We start from the raw sequence: 19,161 nt of genomic DNA, 5'->3' as shown, positions 1-19,161 counted from the left end.
GGATAAAATGCTCGCCAATTCCCTGATCGAACTCGACCGCGCCCATCTCATCCATCCGGTCTCATCATACCGCGGCCATGAGGCGCTCGGCGTGCGCGTCTTGAAATCGGCGAAGGGCGCGACCGTGACCGATGCGTCCGGCAAGCAACTCGTTGACGGTTTTGCGGGGCTGTGGTGCGTCAACGCCGGTTACGGCCACGACAGCATCGTCGAGGCCGCGGCCCGGCAGATGCACGAGCTCCCCTACGCCACTGCCTATTTCGACCTCGGCTCGGAGCCGGCCATACGGCTCGCCTCGGAACTGGCCGAGCGCGCGCCCGGGGATCTCAATCACGTCTATTTCACGCTTGGCGGGTCGGACGCGGTCGACAGCACGATCCGTTTCGTCCGCTACTACTGGAATGCCAGGGGCGAGCCGCAGCGCGACCAGCTCATTTCCATCGAGCTGGGTTATCACGGGTCATCGGTGGTCGGCGCTGGCCTGACCGCATTGCCCGCCTTTCACGCCGGTTTCGGCATTCCCTTCGAATGGCAGCATAAGATCCCCTCACCATACCCCTATCGCAACCCGGTGGGCGAGGACGCGAACGCGATCATCGCCGCATCGCTCGCCGCGCTGAAGGCCAAGATCGAGGAGATTGGACCGGAGCGGGTCGCTGCCTTCTATGCCGAGCCGATCCAGGGCTCGGGCGGTGTCATTGTTCCGCCGAAAGGCTGGATCAAGGCGCTGCGCGAACTTTGCCGGGAGTACGGCATCCTGTTCATCGCCGATGAGGTCATCACCGGCTTCGGCCGCACGGGACCTCTGTTCGCCTGCACGGAAGAGGACATCGTTCCCGACTTCATGACGACCGCGAAAGGGTTGACCTCGGGCTATGTTCCAATGGGCGCCGTGTTCATGACCGATCATGTCTATAATGTCATCGCCGACGGCGCGGGCGCTTCGGCGGTCGGCCACGGCTACACCTATTCCGCCCATCCCGTGAGTGCCGCCGTCGCGCTCGAGGTGTTGAAGCTCTATGAAGGCGGCCTTCTGGAGAATGGCATCAAGGCCGGCGCTCGCCTGATGGCGGGATTGGAAAGCCTGAGCGATCACCCGCTCGTCGGCGATGTTCGCGGTCGTGGGATGCTTGCCGCGATCGAACTTGTGGTCGACAAAAGGAAGAAGACACCGCTTCCCGCATCGGCCGTGCCGGCGCGGCGCGTCTTCGACAGGGCGTGGGACAATGGCCTGATCATCCGTGCCTTTGCCAACGGGGTTATCGGCTACGCTCCCCCGCTCTGCTGCACCGACGACGACATCGATGCGATCATCGAGCGCACGCGCCGGACACTCGACCAGACGCTGGACGATGCCGACGTCCGCCAGGCCCTGGCATGACGGGCGACAAATACCACGTGTTTCGAAATAGCGCCGGGGCAGACGATTTCGCAATTTTGTGCCGCAGCCCAGCGCCTTTTCGGCGAATCCGGCGCGGGGGAAGTGCCAGACTGCTTATAAGACAAGGCCAGAAGCCCCGAACTTCCGGGTTTTTGAAAAGGCCGATGCCCCGGACAGCACGGAATTTTGTTCTGTTCAGCACCATGCAATTCGGCCGCGCGCAGAGGAGAGCCAGTCTTGGCCAGGGGCTTTAGCGAATTCAAATACATGACCTTCGATGTCGTCGGCACGCTGATCGACTTCGAAAGCGGCATCACGACCTGCCTGGCCGGGATTGCCGCCGACGCCGGCGTTGCCATCGATGGCGAAGCCGCGCTCGCCCATTACCGGCAGGCCCGCTACATGCCCGATGCGGGCCTGTTTCCCGACGATCTCGTGCGTGTCTATATGGTTGTCGCGCCGCAACTCGGCCTGCCGGCCGAGGAGAAATACGGCATCCGGCTGCGAGACTCCGCCAGCGCCTGGCAAGGCTTTCCCGACAGCGCGGCGGCACTGGCCGAGCTTGCGAAGTCACACAAGCTGATTGCCATGACTAATGCCCGGCGCTGGGCGCTCGATCATTTCGAGAAGCAGTTGGGATCGCCCTTCTTCGCTATCTTCACCGCTGACGACACCGGCACGGAGAAACCGGACCCGGCCTTTTTCCAGAAGGTGTTCGATTTCGTCGCCTCTCGCGGCGACAGCAAGGACGACATTCTGCACGTCGCCCAAAGCCAGTACCACGACATCGGCATATCCCGGGCGCTTGGCATGACCAACTGCTGGATCGAGCGCCGGCACGCCCAGAAGGGTTATGGCGGCACGATCGAACCCGAGCGCTTCACCGTGCCGGACCACCACTTCACCTCAATGGCCGCGTTGGCGGCGGCCGTGCGGGAAAGCCTGAAGGAACGAATCTAAGCCCAAGCCCCGGAAAGCCGCAACAAGACGAGCATCCCGGAAAACAAACAGAAAGGGGAATACCATGACCGACAAGATCACGAACTGGACCAGTGCAGACGATGCCATGGTCGAAAACGCCATTCGGCGGGGCGCGAGCCGCCGTGAACTCCTCAAGATGCTGCTGGCCGGCGGCGCCGCGGTTGCCGCGGGCAGCCTGGCGCTCGGCCGCGCCACCAATGCCGTCGCCGCCGAGCCGGTTTCCGGCGGAAATTTCAAGGCGGCCGGCTGGTCGTCATCGACCGCCGACACGATCGATCCTGCAAAAGCGTCGCTCTCCACCGACTATGTCCGCTGCTGCTCGCTCTACAACCGCTTGACTTTCCTCGACAAGGATGGCGTCACGCAGATGGAGCTGGCCGAGAGCTTCGACAGCAAGGACGCCAAGACCTGGACCGTTAAGCTGCGCAAGGGCGTCACGTTCCACGACGGCAAGGACCTCACCGCCGACGACGTCGTCTTCTCGCTGAAGCGTCATCTTGATCCGGCGGTCGGCTCCAAGGTCGCCAAGATCGCCGCCCAGATGTCCAGCTTCAAGGCGGTCGACAAATCGACCGTCGAAATCACGCTGGCCGACCCGAATGCCGACCTGCCGACCATCCTGGCGCTGCACCACTTCATGATCGTCCAGAACGGCACCACGGACTTCTCCAAGGGCAATGGCACCGGCGCCTTCGTGCTGCAAACGTTCGAACCGGGCGTGCGTTCGGTGGTCACCAAGAACAAGAACTACTGGAAGTCGGGCAAGCCATATCTCGACTCCTTCGAGTTCATCGCCATCAGCGACGACAGCGCTCGCGTCAACGCCCTGCTTTCCGGCGACATCAATTTTGCCGCCTCGATCAATCCGCGCGCGATGAAGCTCATCGGCGGCCAGCAAGGCTTCGAATTGTCGAAGACGACCTCGGGCAACTACACCGACCTCAACATCCGGCTCGACATGGATCCAGGCAGCAAGGCCGACTTCGTTGCCGGCATGAAGTATCTCGTCAACCGCGAGCAGATCGTCAAATCGGCATTGCGCGGCCTCGGCGAGATTGGCAACGACCAGCCTGTCTCGCCGGCAAATATCTTCCACAATCCCGACGTCAAGCCGAAGGTTTTCGACCCGGACAAGGCGAAGTTCCACTTCCAGAAGGCGGGCCTGCTCGGCCAGTCCATCCCGGTGATCGCTTCCGACGCCGCGACCTCGTCGATCGACATGGCGGTGATCATCCAGGCCGCCGGCGCGGATATCGGCATGAAGCTCGACGTCCAGCGCGTCCCGGCCGACGGCTATTGGGACAATTACTGGCTCAAGGCGCCAATCCATTTCGGCAACATCAATCCGCGTCCGACGCCGGACATCCTGTTCTCGCTCCTCTACGCTTCCAACGCGCCGTGGAACGAAAGCCAATACAAGTCCGAGAAGTTCGACAAGATGCTCATCGAGGCGCGCGGCTCGCTCGATCAGGCCAAGCGCAAGGAGATCTACGGCCAGATGCAGTCTATGGTCTCCGAGGAGGCCGGCACCATCATCCCGGCCTACATTTCCAACGTGGATGCCCTCTCCAGCAAGGTGAAGGGTTTGGAGGCGAACCCGCTCGGTGGCATGATGGGCTACGCAATGGCGGAATATCTCTGGCTCGAAGCCTAGGAAAAGCCTGCCGGGGGCCGGTCAGCCGGTCCTCGGCACTGCATTGCGCAAGAGTGTTTTGGCCGAACGCAACCGCGGGGAGCGCTTCCATGACGTCTCGGGTTCTCAACCTAGTGCTGAAGCGGCTGGGGATTGCGGCCGTCACGCTTTTGATCGTCCTGTTCGCCGTGTTTTTCGCCACCAGCATGCTGCCAGGCGACACCGCGTCGATCCTGCTTGGCCAGGCGGCGACTCCGGAAGCGGTCGCCGGCCTGCGCGAGGCCATGCATCTCAACGATCCGGCGATCCTGCGCTTCTTGCTCTGGCTTGTCGGCCTGCTCCACGGCGACCTCGGCAATTCCTATGCCAACGAGATGCCGGTCGCGGCGCTGATCGGCGGGCGCCTGGTCAACACCATGAAGCTCGCCGGCATCACTACGCTGCTCTCGGTGCCACTGGCGCTGACGCTCGGCATCACCGCCGCCATGCTGCGCGGCTCTGTCTATGACCGCACCGTCACCATTCTGTCGATCGGCGTCATCTCCGTGCCGGAATTCATGGTCGCGACCCTCGCGGTCCTGCTCTTTGCCGTTTATCTCAAATGGCTGCCGGCGCTGTCCTCGGTCAACGAGGCGCATTCGATGACCGATCTCGTGCGCATCTATGCGATGCCGGTGATCACCCTCACCTTCGTCATCTCCGCCCAGATGATCCGCATGACCCGCGCCGCGGTGATCGAGACGCTCTCCACGCCTTATGTGGAGATGGCGCTTCTGAAAGGTGCTTCGCGCAGCCGCATGGTCCTCAGGCACGCACTTCCGAATGCTCTCGGGCCGATCGTCAACGCGGTCGCGCTCTCGCTGTCCTATCTGGTCGGCGGCGTCATCATCGTCGAGACGATCTTCAACTATCCCGGCATCGCCAAGCTGATGGTCGATGCCGTCGCGACCCGCGACCTGCCGCTGATCCAGAGTTGCGCGATGATCTTCTGCTTCGGCTATCTCTTCCTCATCACCGCCGCCGATATCGTCGCCATCATGTCCAACCCGAGGCTCAGATGACGATGGCCCGCGCGGCAACCCTCCGACGGTCCTTCCTGGGCTACAGCTACAGCCTCGTGGGTGTTGTGGCCGCACTGGTCATCCTGGCGTGGACGCTCGTCGCGATCCTGGCGCCCTACGTCCTTCCCCATTCGATCGGCGACATCGTCGACGACGACTATTTCGGCCCGATGCGCCAGGGACTGTGGCTCGGCTCGGACTATCTGGGGCGCGATATGCTCTCGCGAGTTCTGATGGGCGCACGCTACACCGTCGGCATATCGCTCGCCGCCGTCTCCATCGCCTGCTTTTCGGGCGTCATGCTGGGGATGATCGCGGCCGTCACCGGCGGCTGGCTCGACACCTGCCTCAGCCGCTTCCTGGACGCCATGAACTCGATCCCCAGCAAGCTGTTCGGCCTCGTGGTCGTCGCCGCGGTCGGCTCGTCGATCCCGGTGCTGATCCTGACGCTCGCCGTCATCTACATCCCCGGCGCCTACCGCTTCGCGCGGGCGCTCGCCGTCAACATCAACACCATGGACTTCATGACCGTCGCGCGCGTCCGTGGCGAGAGCACCTTCTATCTCATCGGGTCCGAGATCCTCCCCAACATCATCCGCCCGGTGCTGGCCGACTTCGGGCTGCGCTTCGTCTTCATCGTGCTGCTGCTCTCCGGCCTCTCCTTCCTGGGGCTCGGCCTGCAGCCACCGCTCGCCGACTGGGGCGCGCTGGTGCGCGAGAACATCGGCGGCCTGCCCTTCGCGGCGCCAGCCGTTATCGTGCCTTCGCTGGCAATCGCCAGCCTTACCATCAGCGTCAACTTGCTGATCGACAACCTGCCGCAGAAGATCAGGGACCGGGATACATGAGCAATCTCGTCGAGGTCAGGAACCTGCGGATCGAGGCGAAGACCGACGCCGGACGACTTGTCGAAATCATCAAGGGCGTCAGCCTCGACATCGCCGACGGCGAGATCGTCGCCCTCATCGGCGAAAGCGGCTCCGGCAAGACCACGGTGGCGCTCTCGCTGATGGGCTATGCGCGGCCCGGCTGCCGGATCACCGGCGGCGAGATCAACGTAAACGGCAAGAACATGGCTGCGCTCTCCGAGAAGGAACGCGCCAAGCTGCGCGGCACCGATATTGCCTATGTCCCGCAAAGTGCTGCCGCTGCCTTCAACCCCTCGTCGACGATCATGGATCAGGTCATCGAGGTCACGCGCATCCACAAGCTGATGTCGCCCGCACAGGCGCGCCAGCGCGCGGTCGAGCTGTTCAGGGCCTTGTCGCTGCCGGATCCGGAAGGGATCGGCGCCCGTTATCCGCACCAGGTTTCCGGCGGGCAATTGCAGCGGCTGTCGGCGGCCATGGCGCTCATCAGTGATCCCAAGCTGGTCATCTTCGACGAGCCGACGACAGCACTCGACGTGACGACGCAGATCGACGTGCTGAAGGCATTCAAGTCGGTCATGCGGGCGGGCGGGATAGCGGGTGTCTATGTTTCCCACGACCTCGCGGTCGTCGCTCAGATCGCCGACCGCATCGTGGTGCTGAAGGGTGGCGAGGTGCAGGAGACCGGCACCACGGCGGCAATCCTTTCGACTGCCCAGCACCCCTATACACGCGAATTGCTGGCCGCCTTCGAACCGAAGCCGCGCCAAGCGCATGCGGACGTGGATGCCGGGACTAGGCAGCTGCTTTGTATCGACAATGTGACTGCCGGCTATGGCGCGGTGCGAGCTGACGGACTGCCACTCATCCGCGCGGTCGATTCCGTCAGTCTGGTCGTCGAGAAGGGGCGTAATCTCGGCGTCATCGGCGAATCCGGCTGCGGAAAATCGACGCTGGCGCGCGTCATCGCCGGCATCCATCCGGCGGCGGCCGGGAATATCGTCTTCGACGGCAAGGAACTGCAGCGGGCCGCCAGGAAACGCAGCCAGGACCAACTGCGCGAGATGCAGATCGTGTTCCAATATGCCGATACCGCGCTCAATCCGGCGAAGCCCGTGGAGGACATCATCTCCCGTCCGCTGGCCTTCTATCACCGGCTCGACAGGCAGGCGCGCTCGGAGCGCGTCGACGAACTGCTCGACATGGTGCGCCTGCCGAGGGGATTACGCTACCGTCATCCATCGGAACTGTCTGGTGGGCAAAAGCAGCGGGTGAACTTCGCACGCGCGCTGGCGGCCAACCCCAAGCTCATCATCTGCGACGAAATCACCTCGGCGCTCGATACAGTGGTGGCGGCGGCCGTGATCGAGCTGCTCAAGGAACTACAGCGCGAGCTGGGACTCTCCTACATCTTCATCAGCCACGACCTCTCCGTCGTCGAGGCCATCTGCGACGAGATCATGGTCATGTACAACGGGGAGCGGGTGGAGCAGATCACGCCCGACAAGCTGACGGCGCCCACCCACCCCTATTCCAAGCTTCTGTTCTCCTCCGTGCCGAAGCTTGACCCAACGTGGCTCGATGGCCTCGTCCGCGACCCCGAGCTCGTCAGCCAGTACGGCCATCGATAGAGCGGTTCACCGTTTCAAGGAAACGGCGAACCGCTCGATCTCTTGACGCAATTCCGGACTGAAAACCGTTCACACTTTGACTGGAATTGCTCCGACTACATCGGAAACAGGCTGGGCAGCGGCATGTGCGCCTTGACGATGGGAGACTTCAGCACCACGAAGCTGAAATACTTGTCGATGCCGATATCCATGTCGGTCAGTCGCTCCATGATCGTCTGATACTCACTAATGCCGGAGGTCACGAATTTCATCAAATAGTCGTAGCCGCCCGACACAAGATGGCATTCGATGACCTGCTCGATCTTCTCCACGACAGCGAGAAAGCGGGCGAAGTCAATCTGACGGTGGTTCTTCAAGGTGATTTCGGTGAAAACGGTCAGCGTCTGGCCAAGCTTGCCGATATTGATCTGCGCCGAATAGCCTTCGATGTAGCCTTCCGACTGGAGTTTCTTGACCCGCATCAGGCACGGGCTCGGCGACAGATGCACCAGATCGGCCAGTTCCACATTGGTGATGCGGCCGTTCTTCTGCAATTCGTGCAGAATTTTGATGTCGATCCGATCCAGTTTCACGGCCGTCTCCGAAGAACGCATGCCACAGCACAAAATGCTGCCGTATCAACAGCCATCGACCCTACCACAGCCCGCCGGCCTGTCCATCCAAGCCGACACTACTTTGAAACGCAGTGACTTCCGATTTCAACCGATCTGCCGGAATAAAATTCTGCCTCGGCCTCAACTGCAGCAGCGGCTGCCTGCGCAACGCGTTAGATTGGCGTATCGAGGCAGAGAGACCATGCGCGCTCAATTGCAGCAAATCGAGACATCTGGCGAACTGCCACAGTCCGCGGACGCGGTGGTGATCGGCGGCGGCATCGTCGGCGTCTTCGCGGCCTATTACCTGGCCAGGCGCGGCATGCAGGTCGCTCTCGTCGAAAAGGGACGCATCGGCGCCGAACAATCCTCCAGGAACTGGGGATGGTGCCGGCAGCAGAACCGCGACGCCCGCGAGCTGCCGATGGCAACCCGAAGCCTCGATCTGTGGAACAGCTTCGCGGCGGAAACCGGCGAGGACACCGGCTTTCGGCGCTGCGGCCTGCTCTATCTCAGCAATGACGACGCGGAACTGGCCGGCTGGGCGCGCTGGCGTGACTTCGCCAAAACGGCCGGCGTCACCACGCACATGCTCGACAGCGCCGGGGCCAGCGAGCGGGGTCGCGCCACGGGCCGGACCTGGAACGGCGGCGTCTTCTCGCCGACCGACGGCACGGCCGACCCGTCGCGGGCCGCGCCCTCGGTCGCCCGCGCCATCCTCAAGCTCGGGGGCTCCGTGCACCAGAATTGCGCCGCGCGCGGTATCGAGACCGAAGGCGGGCGCCTGAGCGGCGTGGTCACGGAAAACGGAACGATCCGGACCAAGGTGGCGGTCCTGGCCGGCGGCGCTTGGGCCTCCTCCTTCTGCCATCAGTTCGGTTTCCGCTTTCCGCAGGCGTCGGTCCGCTCCTCCATCCTGTCCGTCTCGCCTGGCGCGGAGGGCCTGCCGGACGCGCTGCACACGGCAAGAATCTCGGCCACGCGTCGCAGTGATGGTGGCTATACGCTCGCCATAAGCGGACGCGGCCGCGTGGACGTCACGCCGCAGCAGCTGCGTTTCTCGTCGCAGTTCCTGCCCATGTTCCTGAAGCGGTGGCGAAGTCTCGCGCCCGGCGGTCTGCAGGGCGTGCGCTCGGGCCACGAAACGCTTAGGCACTGGCGGCTCGACCAGTCGACGCCGATGGAGCGGATGCGCATCCTCGATCCGGCCCCGGACCAGGCGACGATCCGCCTGACCCACGCCCGGGCACTCGAGCTGCTGCCGGCACTGCGCCAGACCAGGATCAGCGCAGCCTGGGCCGGCTATATCGACAGCACGCCGGACGGCGTGCCTGCCATCGGCGAGATCCATAGTGTTCCGGGTTTCTTCCTGGCCGCCGGATTTTCGGGACACGGCTTCGGCATCGGACCCGGCGCCGGGCATCTCGTCGCCGATCTGATGACCGGCTCGGAACCGGTCGTCGATGCGACATCCTATGATCCCCGACGCTTCGACGCTTCGGCCTGGGGGAAGGTCGCCGACTTCTAGGATGTGATCCATGCCATCCTGGTGTGGCCTCCGGAATTGCATCAACCGTCCCGGAGAAAGGCACCGATAGGTGCCGGGCGGACAGGCGCCTGCCCGCGAAACCGGCCGACAGCGCCGGGCGCACAGCCGGCTTGCGCCGCAACAAGTTCAACGGCAGCCAACTGGCAGTAGCGCCCCTGGCATCGCCCCATGCCGACGCGCGACAGCGATTTCACCCTGTTGGCCTCGCCGCCGCCGAAACCCGCGCTCTCGCGTACAGCTCCGGCAATCACGTTCTCGCAGCGGCAAACGACCGCGTCGTCGGGGAGTGCCCGCGCCATCGCTGCCGGCCAGGGAAAGGCGCAAGCCAGGCCACGGGCAAAGCGCTCGAGCCGCGCAAGCTTGCGCAGATCGCCGCCGGTGGACCGCGCCGGAATTCCGAGATCGGCAAGGCATGCCGCCGCCGCGAGACGCCCCGCGATCTCCGCGCCGTCCGCTCCCAGAAGACGAGCCCCATCGCCCGCCAGATAAACGCCGTTGCCGGCCCGACCCATCTCGTCGGTCTTCGGCAGCCATTGCCGCCACTGCTCGTCATAGGTGAAGGCGCACCCCACAAGGTCGGCCAGATGCGTCTCTGCCCGCAGATGCCAGCCCATGCCTATCATGTCGCAAGGGGTGCGGTACTCCCGGCCGCCGGCGTCGCGCCAACGCATCGCCGTGACACCTTTTTCGTCAGCCTCGATCCGCTCGAGCGTCACGCCCGCATGGTAGCGGCCGCCGAGCCTTGCTCGCAGGGCCAGACCGCGCAGCGTGACGAGCGGCCGGGCGGCAAGCTGCCAGAGCCCCCGCATCTGCTGATGCCAGGGAGAAGTGTCCAGCACCGCCGCCACATCGGCTCCAGCTTTGACGAGCTGGGCGCCGACCAGCGTCAGCAAAGGCCCCGATCCGATCAGGACGATGCGCCGCCCAAGCGCCACGCCCTGCGCCTTGAGCGCGATCTGCGCCGCGCCGAGGCCGTAGACGCCGGCGCTCTGCCAGCCCGGGACCGGAGCGACACGGTCGGACGCGCCGGTGGCAAGGATCAGGCGGTCATAGCCGACTAGCTGCACGCCGCCCTCCCCCAGCACGTGCAGTCGCCCGTTCTGCGCGGCGATAACCGAACTCGCCGCGCAATGGGTGAGCCGCCCCTCTTTGGCCAGCCAGTCAAACAGCGCATGCAGCGCGTCCGCCTTCGCCGCCTCCGACCCGTAGAGCTGCTTCGCGGTGCGGGTGAACCCGGCGGGCGGGCGGCGATAGATCTGTCCGCCTGCGCGCTGCCCTTCGTCGATCACCACCAGGTGGAGCCCGGCCTCCACAAGCGTCGCGGCAGCCCTTATGCCAGCCGGACCGGCGCCCACGATCACGATCCGCGGCGACGGGGTCTCGCTCACAGCCAGCTCTCCGATGGCATCGTGCGCAACCGCATGCCTTCGCTGAGAAGTGTCGAGCACGCCCGCAGCCGCGGTCCCTCGTCCTGCCATACCCAGCAATCCTGGCAGGCTCCCATCAGGCAGAAGCCAGCACGCGGCTCGGCTCCGAACTCGGACTTTCGCAACGCGTGCCCTGACGCCAGCATGGCGGTCAGCACGGTGTCGCCCGCTAGCGCGCCGCGCATCTCACCGTCGAGAAAGAAATGCAGCTGCGCCCGGTCGCGTTCAGCCAGTCGGACGATGCGGCCGGCGATGATCATTCCGCGGCCTCTCGCACGGGGCGCGGACGCGGCAGTTCGGGGAACCGTTCGCAGACCGCATCGAACGCCGCCTGGACGCCTTCCGGCCCCGAGCGCCCCTTCATGCGGCGGAAGATCTCCGTCTTGGCGAAGAACCGCCAATGGACCCGCAAGTCCCTCAGTATGGCGGTGAGCCGGTCGTAAGCCAACGGCGTCCACTGCGCTTCGTAACCGTCGCGCTCCGGACCGAAATGGAAGTGGCCGGCGGCTGGCCCCTTGCGTGCGCGCAGCCTTTCCGTTGCCTGCTCGTCGGCCTCGCCGTCAAGGATGACGACGCCATAGTCGCGCTCGGCCGCCGTCGCCGAAACATAGCCGCGCCGCACATCCTGCGCGACCTGCCAGGGCTCGCGCTCATGCGGATCGCCGCGCCCGCCGCCGCCGGCGGAGCGGATATAAAGCACGTCGCCAGGCTGCAGGACCGCCGTGTCGATGTTGCCCAGCCGCCGCTCGTGCTCGGTCCCCGGATTGACGACCATGTCAGACAGGCCGGCCGCCTTGCCGCCCAGCACACCCCAGGGACGAAAGAAGCTGCGGTCCCGGTTGCGCGCCGTGATCCTGGAGTCGGGGGCGAAGACACGGAAGGCCATCTCGGTCGCCAGGCCGCCGCGCCAGCGCCCTGCACCGCCACTGTCCCTGGCGAGCCCGTACTTCACGAATTCGACTGGGGTCTCGGTCTCGGTGATCTCGATCGGCGTGTTCTTGAGATAGGCGGCGTCGGCGCCCGATCCGTTGGTGCCGTCGCGATGCGGCATCGCACCACCGCCCCCCACCACGGGGTTCACCGCCGCGATGACGGTCCGGCTGGTCCGCTCCTCCGTGGTCATGACGTTGACGATGCAGTTGTTGCCGGCGGGTGCTGCTGGCAGGCGCTCCGGCACGGCTTGCGAGAAGGCGCCGAAGATGACCGACCGCAGCCGGGCGCAGGTGAGCGAGCGCATGCCCACTGCGGCGGGATGGACCGGATTGAGCACCGAACCTTCGGGCGTGATGCAGGTGAACGGCCTGGTAAGGCCCGTATTGAGCAGGATCTTCGGGTTGAGCGTGTAGAGCACGTAGTAGACGCCCACCAGCAGCATGGTGTGTCGCGGGTCGCCGCCTGATGGCACGTTGAGCGAGGAGCCGAGCTGCGGATCGGAGCCGGTGAAGTCGAGCACCGCTTCGTCGTCCCTGATCGTCAGCGTCAGCTTCAGCCGGCACGGATTGGCCTCGACGGAATCCTCGTCGGCATAGTCGGCGAATTCCCAGGTGCCGTCGGGCATCGAACGCAGCACGCCGCGCGCCTGCGCCTCCGCATGGTCGAGAAGGGCGGCAACGCCTTCGATGAAGCCGGCCTTGCCGAACTTCCTCACCATCGCCTGGATCTTGCGCTCGCCGGTGTTGAGCGCGCCGACCAGCGCCTTGATGTCGCCGATGTTGAGGTCGGGCTTGCGCACATTGGTGCTCATGATCCGCAGTATCGTCTCGTCGAAGACGCCCTCGTTCACCAGCTTCATCGGCGGAAAGCGAATGCCTTCCTGATGGATCTCGGTCAGCGCCCGGCTGAGCGAGGCCGGCACCGCGCCACCCATGTCGGTGTTGTGGATATGCCCTCCGGCCCAGGCGACGATCTCGCCATCGACGAAGACCGGCTTCCACAGATGCGTGTCGGGCGCGTGCGTGGCGACGTGGCCCGAATAGGGATCGTTGGTGAACGCAACGTCGCCCGGCCGGTAGTCGTCGACCATCGCGATGGCGCGGTGATACGAAAGCCCCGGATACCAGGTGGCGCCGAGGTCCATCGGCACGGCGAAGGTCGCGCCCGAACGATCCATCAGCATCACGGTGAAGTCCTGCGTCTCCTTGACGAAGGCAGAGTGCGCAGTGCGGTGCAGCGTGTGGGCCATGTTCTCGGCCGCCGCGCGGGCATGGTTCGCCAGAACCTGCAGATTTGTCCGGTCAAACATGGCATCACTCCGGGAAGGTCAGCAAAAGGTTGAGGTGACGGTCGACCCGTGCCTGTGCTCCAGCGGGAATTGCGAAGGTGGTGTCTTCCTGCACGACCACCGCAGGCCCGTGGAACGTGCTGCCCGGCACCAGGGCCTGCCGGTCGTGGAGGTCGACGATCTCGACGCCAGCGCCCGTATAGACCGGGAGCCGGCGCGCCGGAACGGCGGCGGCACGGATCTCGTCTGTCTCCAGGAAGGAGAGCTTCGGCCCCGCGCCTACGGCGGATAGCCGGACATTCACAAGTTCGATCTCGCCGTCCGGGTCGTGGAAATCGTAGAGCTGCTGATGGGTGAGCTGGAAGGCCTGTGCGATGGCGGCCGCATTGCCGTCCGTCAGCCATTCCGGTGAAAGGGCGACCTCGATCTCATAACTCTGTCCGACATAGCGCATGTCGCAGGACAAATTGAGCTCCGCCTCCCCGTCATGACGTTGCGCCGCGAGCCAGTCGCGGCCCTCACGTGCCAGGGCCTCGAAGACCTCGCGAATTCCGGCAAGCGACATGCTCGACAGCGGGCTGAAGATGGTGCGGATGAAGTCCCCGCGCAGATCCGCCACCAACCCGCCCAGCGCCGACACCACGCCGGGACGGCGGGGCGCCATGACGCGCTTCATCCCGAGTTCGCGGGCGAGGAAGGCGCCGAGCATCGGGCCTCCGCCGCCGAAGGGCATCAGCGTGAAATCGCGCAAGTCGACGCCGGTGCGCGAGGCGAGTTTCTCGACCTCGACGAACATCTCCGACACCGCAATGTCGAGGATCGCCTGCGCGGTCTGCTCGACCGGTCGGTCGAGCCGGGCGGCAAGCTCGCCGACCCCGCGATGCGCCAGTCCTGTATCGATCCTGAGCTGGCCGTAGGCCATCTCGCTGTGACCGAGCCATCCGCACACCACCATGGCGTCCGTCACCGTCGCCCGCTCGCCGCCACGGCCGTAGCATGCCGGTCCCGGCGTCGAACCCGCCGACTCCGGCCCGACGCGCAGCACCCCTTGCGCGTCGACGCTGGCGATCGAGCCGCCGCCGACGCCGATAGAGCTCACCGAGACGGAGGGGATATGGAGCGGAAATTCGCCGATCAGTTCGCCGGTGCCGAACTGCGGCTCGCCGTCGATGATGAGCGCGAAGTCGGCTGAGGTGCCGCCGATGTCGAGGGTAAGGATCTTGTCTTCGCCAGCCTGACGGGCCAGCCACGAGGCGCCAATGACACCGGAGGCCGTTCCCGACAGCAACATGTTGACGCAGGCGTGCTTGCCTTCGGCGGCGTTCATCAGCCCGCCGTTCGACTTCGTCAGCATCGGGCGGGCCGGCACGCCGCGGTCCTTCAGCCGCTCTTCCAGCGCCGTCAGATAGCCCGAGACGCGCGGATGGACATAACCATTGAGAATGGCGGTCGAGCTGCGCTCGTATTCGCGGATGACCGGCCACACCTCGGCCGAAGAGAAGACGAAGAGGTCGGGAGCGAGACGCGCGATCGTCGCCTTGACGGCAGCCTCCTGCGCGGCGTTGCGCCAGGAATGGAGGAAGGAGACGATGATCCCCTGCGCCCCATTCGCTTTCGCCGCTGCCACCGCGCTGGCCACCACCGCCATGTCCGGCGCCTGGGATTCGCTTCCATCGGCGCGCATGCGGACCGGAATGCCGAACACCATGTCGCGCGAGATCAGCGGGTCCGGACGCGAGCAGAACAGAGAATACATCTCCGGCATGCGCAGCCGCGCGAGCTCGATCACGTCTTCGAAGCCGGCATTGGTGAACAGCGCCAGCGGCGCGCCCTTGCGCTGGATGATCGTGTTGATGCCGACGGTGGTGCCGTGCACGAAGCGCGTCATATGGGCAGGATCAAAACCTTCGCGCTCGGCCAGAAGGGTAAGACCGGTCATCAGTTCGGCGCCCGGATCTTCTGGCGTCGTCAGCACCTTTAGCGAGGCGAGGCGTCCGGAATTTGCTTCGAGCGCACAGAAATCGATGAATGTTCCGCCGATATCGACGCCAACCTTCCAGTCGGCTCTGTTCTGCGCCTTATCCGCCGTGATGACACCATCCATGATGCGTCCCTTCCTGTCTGCCAAGCAAATTGGCATGCCGGATGGTGCGGGTCCAAGACGTATGATGAGCAAGGATATAAGTCTTGCTTATGCTTTCGCGCGATGCTCATTCAGGACGGCGGCACAGGCCGCGCGGATCTCATCGCGCATCATCTCATCGGCGCGTGAAAGGGCCCGCGTCCGCGAGGTGAGAAGCGCGATCGGAAATTCCGGGCCTGCCAGCAGCCTGACCGCAAGCCCGTCAAACTGATGCCAAGGCAGCAGCGCGTCGACCAAGGCGATGCCCAGACCGGCCTGGACAAAACCGACCGCGGAGATGGATACGTCGATCTCGAGCGACGGCGAAAGCGTCACACCTTGCGCGCGGGCAGCGTGGGCCAGTTCGTCGGCAGGACGGGTGTTGCCGCGATACGATATCAACTCCTCCCCGACGAGGTCGGCGAGCGTCAGTTCGGCTTTCTTTTGCAGCGCATGCCCGGCGGGCAGCAGGCATGCGAAGCCGACGCTGCCGATCACCTCCGCCTCAATATCCGGAGGGAGCCGGTCGTCCATGGCCACGCCGAGGCTGGCGTCGCCTGCTCGCAGCATGTCGACGATGGCGGCGATCGGCGCGCTATGAGCGCGCAACATTATGTTGGGATGCTGGGCCCGGAATTTGGTGAACGCACGCGGCAAGATAGCCATGGCCGGCGGCGGTGAGGCCGCGACCCGCACCAGCCCTGCCCGACCCAAGCGTAGATCGGTGGTCTTGCGGCGCAAGCCTTCAAGCCCCGCTGACAACCTCTCGGCATCAGGGAAGATCTCGAGCGCCTCCGGGGTCGGTCGCAACCGGCCTTTCACCCGCTCGAACAAGGTGAAGCCGAGTTCGTCCTCGGCGTGGAGCAGGATCTGGCTCAAAGCAGGCTGGGAGATGTTCAGCAGCCGCGCCGCGGCGGTCACGGTGCCCGCGCGCATAACAGCGATGAACACTTCGAGCTGCCGGGCCCGCATTGCTACTCCATAGGTAAAGCTTATGGCTTCTATCCAAACCCATCTTTGACGCAATGCCGTGGCGCCGACAAGATTGGTCAATGATTCATTGCAAGAGGGCGCCATGGATGTGATCGTGCTGGGCGGCGGACTGATGGGAACGGCTTCGACCTATTTCCTGGCCCAGCACGGCGCGCGCGTGACGTTGATCGAGCGCAACCGGATCGGCACTGGAGCAACGGTTGCCTCCTTCGGCAACATCCGGCGCACGGGGCGTCATCTGTCCCAGCTTCCGCTGGCCCATCGCTCGCTCAGGCTGTGGGGCGAGGCCGAAAAAATGCTTGGCCGCGACGTGGAATTCCGCGCTACCGGCCATATCCGGCTGATCTTCGATGAAGATAGCCTCGCCGACATGCGGGCCTATGCCGAGGCGGCGCTGCCCTGGGGGCTTGAGCTGGCGGAGCTAAGCCGGCGCGAGATTCGCGCCCGTTTTCCCGGTCTCGGTCCTGATGCTGTTGCGGCGTCGTTCTCGCCGCACGATGGCAGCGGCAATTCCCGGCTGATCGCACCGGCCTTTGCCGAGGCAGCCCGCAGGCTGGGCGCCGAAATCGTCGAGGCGACTGAGGTCGAGACGATCCGGCACACGGGCTCCAGCTTCCTTGTAGCCAGTTCAAAAGGTGCATTCGCCGCCGAGTGTCTGCTCAACACCGCCGGTGCTTGGGGCGCGCGCATCGCCGCGCAGTTCGGCGAAACGGTTCCGCTCGACGCCCGTGGCCCGCAGATGGGCGTGACCGAGCCGCTGCCGCATCAGATCTTGCCGGTGGTCGGCATCTGGACGCGCAACAAGGACCATGGCGCCTATCTGCGTCAGGTCGAGCGGGGCAACATCGTCTTCGGCGGAGCGGCCGAAAGAGTGGCGGTCAATCTCGATCCAGGCCACGCCAGCGCCGATCCCATGCGCCTTCCATTGCAATTGCGCGCCGTCGCGCGGCTGCTGCCGGCGATCGCGCAGGCTACAGTCATTCGCACTTGGTCCGGCTGCGAGGGTTATGTCAGAGACATGCTGCCGATCATGGGACGCTCGGCGACGACGCCAGGCCTGTTCCACGCTTTCGGCTTCAGCGGACACGGCTTCCAGCTCGGTCCGGGCGTGGGCGATGCCATGGCCGAGCTCATCATGACCGACCGTTGCGAAACGCCGCTCGACGATTTCAGGGTCGATCGCTTCGGCCGCGCAGCCTGAAGGAGTAGCTGTCGACATCCGCGCAACGATGGCCCTTTTTGCGAAGGCGTGATAGTCAGTTCTCGCCGACCCCTCGAGTATGAGGATCTCAAGCGAGCGTTGCGCGCTAGGTACCCAGATGATTTTGGCCATCGACGGCCAGTACTGGCGGGGGGACGTGCACGGCCGAGTTCGGAACCCCGCCTAATTGCACGTCGTTGCCGCCGAATACCGCACGCATCGCCGAAGGGTCTTTCGAAGCCGGGAGTGTCGAGCTACGTGTGACGGGTGCCATCGACGAGACGGAGAAAATTGACGAACGGGCCTAAACCATTTCACTCAAAGGCAGAGACTTACCCGATGACGCTCAATTCAAACTCAAAGAATTGAGCGCAAACCACTGATTTGCAACAAGTTGGTGGGCCCGGAGGACGTATCAGAATCCTTGATTTTATTGACTTTTTCGTGGGCCCAAATCAGAAATCTTCCCGTATCGTTCCGCATGCTCCCGTAACGCCATAAAGTCGACTTTAGCTAACTCCAACGCCTCCTTGTGAACATATGCAGCCCTTCGGAGCCATGTTCCAGAATGACCGCAATGGGCCGGAAGCAGGCGGTCCGCCTTCGAAATACAATTGGCTGAAGCGGATATTCGGCAAACGACCCAATGTCAGTTGCTGGCTCCTTGCCGGTTCCCGAGCTGACCTTCATTCCAGCGGCAACCGCCTTCGACCTAGTCATTGCCTTTGACCGTCGCGAGAACCGGTGTTCGGTCCTGACCTTGGTCTACGCGTGCGAAGACGGAACGCTCCGGTCGAGGAGACCTATGAATGCCGTATCTCAGGCGCCCACCAAAACCTTGAGCCTGTCGAGTGCGGCGGCCAACCCCTTCAGCGAGACCGACAGAGTCACCTCTTTTTTGTCGGTGTCCTGAGCTTTGATGCGCAGCGCCGTACCCGCGCGAAGGGCGGCAACCGTTTCGGCATCCAAGCTGAGCGGCACGAGGCAGCCGGCCGGCACGCAGGTCGAAAACCGCAGAGGTTCGCGCGGCTGTCCCTCATCGATCTGCAACGTCGCGCCTGCATCGAGCAGCAGCCCGAAGGGAAGGACCAGATTGCCGGAAACGGCGTCGGCTTCGCCCTTGCGCAACTCAATCGCCAGGATGCGCTGGCCGCTTTGCTGCGTCTGCTGCTGCGAGGTCGCGCAGACGATTTTGGGCGTGCTCTGACAGGCGACGTTCCAGTCCTGGTAGGTCTCCTGGAGCGACGAAGCACCACCAGGCAACGCGGGAGCTTCCTGAGACGACGCCGGTGCACTTAGCACGATCGAAGCCGTCACCGCCGCCGCAACCGCGTGGGTCAAGTGGGATATGCGCATTACAAATTACCTTTCTGTTTCCCCTGGCGGCAGCCCGGAAGGAGACGCCCAGAATGGACGAGCCGGGTAATCCGCAAGGCCGGATTCCATAGACCTAGGGTAGCCTGCCGGACACGATCCTCAAGCCAAGGTCGGCATGTCGA

The 19,161-nt window shown here is 64.4% G+C and carries 15 protein-coding genes; 8 read left to right on the top strand and 7 right to left on the bottom strand.

The window, feature by feature from the left end; genetic code table 11:
- Positions 1-7 precede the first annotated feature (7 nt).
- The 6 genes from JQK88_RS01800 to JQK88_RS01775 all read left to right on the top strand — a co-directional run bounded on the left by JQK88_RS01800 (position 8) and on the right by JQK88_RS01775 (position 7,556).
- Positions 8-1,381, top strand: a complete 1,374-nt coding sequence (locus tag JQK88_RS01800) for an aspartate aminotransferase family protein (protein WP_192259765.1) — start codon at positions 8-10, stop codon at positions 1,379-1,381.
- Between the two features lie 267 nt (positions 1,382-1,648).
- Entirely contained in the window at positions 1,649-2,341 is a 693-nt protein-coding gene (locus JQK88_RS01795) for an HAD-IA family hydrolase (protein ID WP_376740377.1), read from the top strand.
- A gap of 64 nt (positions 2,342-2,405) precedes the next feature.
- Positions 2,406-4,016, top strand: coding sequence for an ABC transporter substrate-binding protein (locus JQK88_RS01790; protein WP_203277296.1), 1,611 nt, complete (start codon positions 2,406-2,408; stop codon positions 4,014-4,016).
- Positions 4,017-4,105: 89 nt separating this feature from the next.
- Positions 4,106-5,056: an ABC transporter permease gene (locus tag JQK88_RS01785; RefSeq protein ID WP_203277295.1), complete on the top strand. Its 951-nt coding sequence runs from the start codon at positions 4,106-4,108 to the stop codon at positions 5,054-5,056.
- Positions 5,053-5,904, top strand: a complete 852-nt coding sequence (locus tag JQK88_RS01780) for an ABC transporter permease (RefSeq protein WP_203277294.1) — start codon at positions 5,053-5,055, stop codon at positions 5,902-5,904. Before JQK88_RS01785 ends, JQK88_RS01780 begins: the two co-directional genes overlap by 4 nt.
- Positions 5,901-7,556 carry an ABC transporter ATP-binding protein gene (locus JQK88_RS01775; protein ID WP_203277293.1) on the top strand — a complete coding sequence of 552 codons (1,656 nt, stop codon included), beginning with the start codon at positions 5,901-5,903 and terminating at the stop codon, positions 7,554-7,556. The genes JQK88_RS01780 and JQK88_RS01775 overlap by 4 nt, the downstream gene beginning before the upstream one ends.
- Positions 7,557-7,651: 95 nt before the next feature.
- Here the strand turns inward: JQK88_RS01775 and JQK88_RS01770 are convergent, their stop codons facing one another.
- Entirely contained in the window at positions 7,652-8,128 is a 477-nt protein-coding gene (locus JQK88_RS01770) for an Lrp/AsnC family transcriptional regulator (protein WP_192259777.1), read from the bottom strand.
- 223 nt (positions 8,129-8,351) lie between these two features.
- On the opposite strand from JQK88_RS01770, the gene JQK88_RS01765 reads away from it, so the two are divergent.
- Positions 8,352-9,677 (top strand): NAD(P)/FAD-dependent oxidoreductase, encoded by a 1,326-nt coding sequence (locus JQK88_RS01765; RefSeq protein ID WP_192259779.1) that lies wholly within the window; start codon positions 8,352-8,354, stop codon positions 9,675-9,677.
- A 41-nt stretch (positions 9,678-9,718) separates the two neighbouring features.
- Here JQK88_RS01765 and JQK88_RS01760 read toward each other — a convergent pair whose 3' ends face one another.
- The 5 genes from JQK88_RS01760 to JQK88_RS01740 all read right to left on the bottom strand — a co-directional run bounded on the left by JQK88_RS01760 (position 9,719) and on the right by JQK88_RS01740 (position 16,440).
- Entirely contained in the window at positions 9,719-11,086 is a 1,368-nt protein-coding gene (locus JQK88_RS01760) for an FAD/NAD(P)-dependent oxidoreductase (RefSeq protein WP_192259781.1), read from the bottom strand.
- Positions 11,083-11,385 carry a (2Fe-2S)-binding protein gene (locus JQK88_RS01755; RefSeq protein ID WP_192259783.1) on the bottom strand — a complete coding sequence of 101 codons (303 nt, stop codon included), beginning with the start codon at positions 11,383-11,385 and terminating at the stop codon, positions 11,083-11,085. Before JQK88_RS01755 ends, JQK88_RS01760 begins: the two co-directional genes overlap by 4 nt.
- Positions 11,382-13,367 (bottom strand): hydantoinase B/oxoprolinase family protein, encoded by a 1,986-nt coding sequence (locus tag JQK88_RS01750; protein WP_192259785.1) that lies wholly within the window; start codon positions 13,365-13,367, stop codon positions 11,382-11,384. The genes JQK88_RS01755 and JQK88_RS01750 overlap by 4 nt, the downstream gene beginning before the upstream one ends.
- Before the next feature lie 4 nt (positions 13,368-13,371).
- Positions 13,372-15,450 carry a hydantoinase/oxoprolinase family protein gene (locus tag JQK88_RS01745; RefSeq protein ID WP_203277292.1) on the bottom strand — a complete coding sequence of 693 codons (2,079 nt, stop codon included), beginning with the start codon at positions 15,448-15,450 and terminating at the stop codon, positions 13,372-13,374.
- 87 nt (positions 15,451-15,537) lie between these two features.
- Positions 15,538-16,440, bottom strand: coding sequence for a LysR family transcriptional regulator (locus JQK88_RS01740; RefSeq protein WP_192259789.1), 903 nt, complete (start codon positions 16,438-16,440; stop codon positions 15,538-15,540).
- A gap of 103 nt (positions 16,441-16,543) precedes the next feature.
- Here JQK88_RS01740 and JQK88_RS01735 point away from each other — a divergent pair, with 103 nt between their 5' ends.
- Positions 16,544-17,662: an NAD(P)/FAD-dependent oxidoreductase gene (locus JQK88_RS01735; protein WP_192259791.1), complete on the top strand. Its 1,119-nt coding sequence runs from the start codon at positions 16,544-16,546 to the stop codon at positions 17,660-17,662.
- Positions 17,663-18,481: 819 nt separating this feature from the next.
- Here JQK88_RS01735 and JQK88_RS01730 read toward each other — a convergent pair.
- Positions 18,482-18,979, bottom strand: coding sequence for an invasion associated locus B family protein (locus JQK88_RS01730; protein ID WP_203277291.1), 498 nt, complete (start codon positions 18,977-18,979; stop codon positions 18,482-18,484).
- Positions 18,980-19,161: the final 182 nt, after the last annotated feature.

The organism is Mesorhizobium caraganae (assembly GCF_016836705.1).
Classification (GTDB): Bacteria; Pseudomonadota; Alphaproteobacteria; order Rhizobiales; family Rhizobiaceae; genus Mesorhizobium; species Mesorhizobium caraganae.
This window is presented reverse-complemented; position numbering and strand designations above follow the sequence as displayed.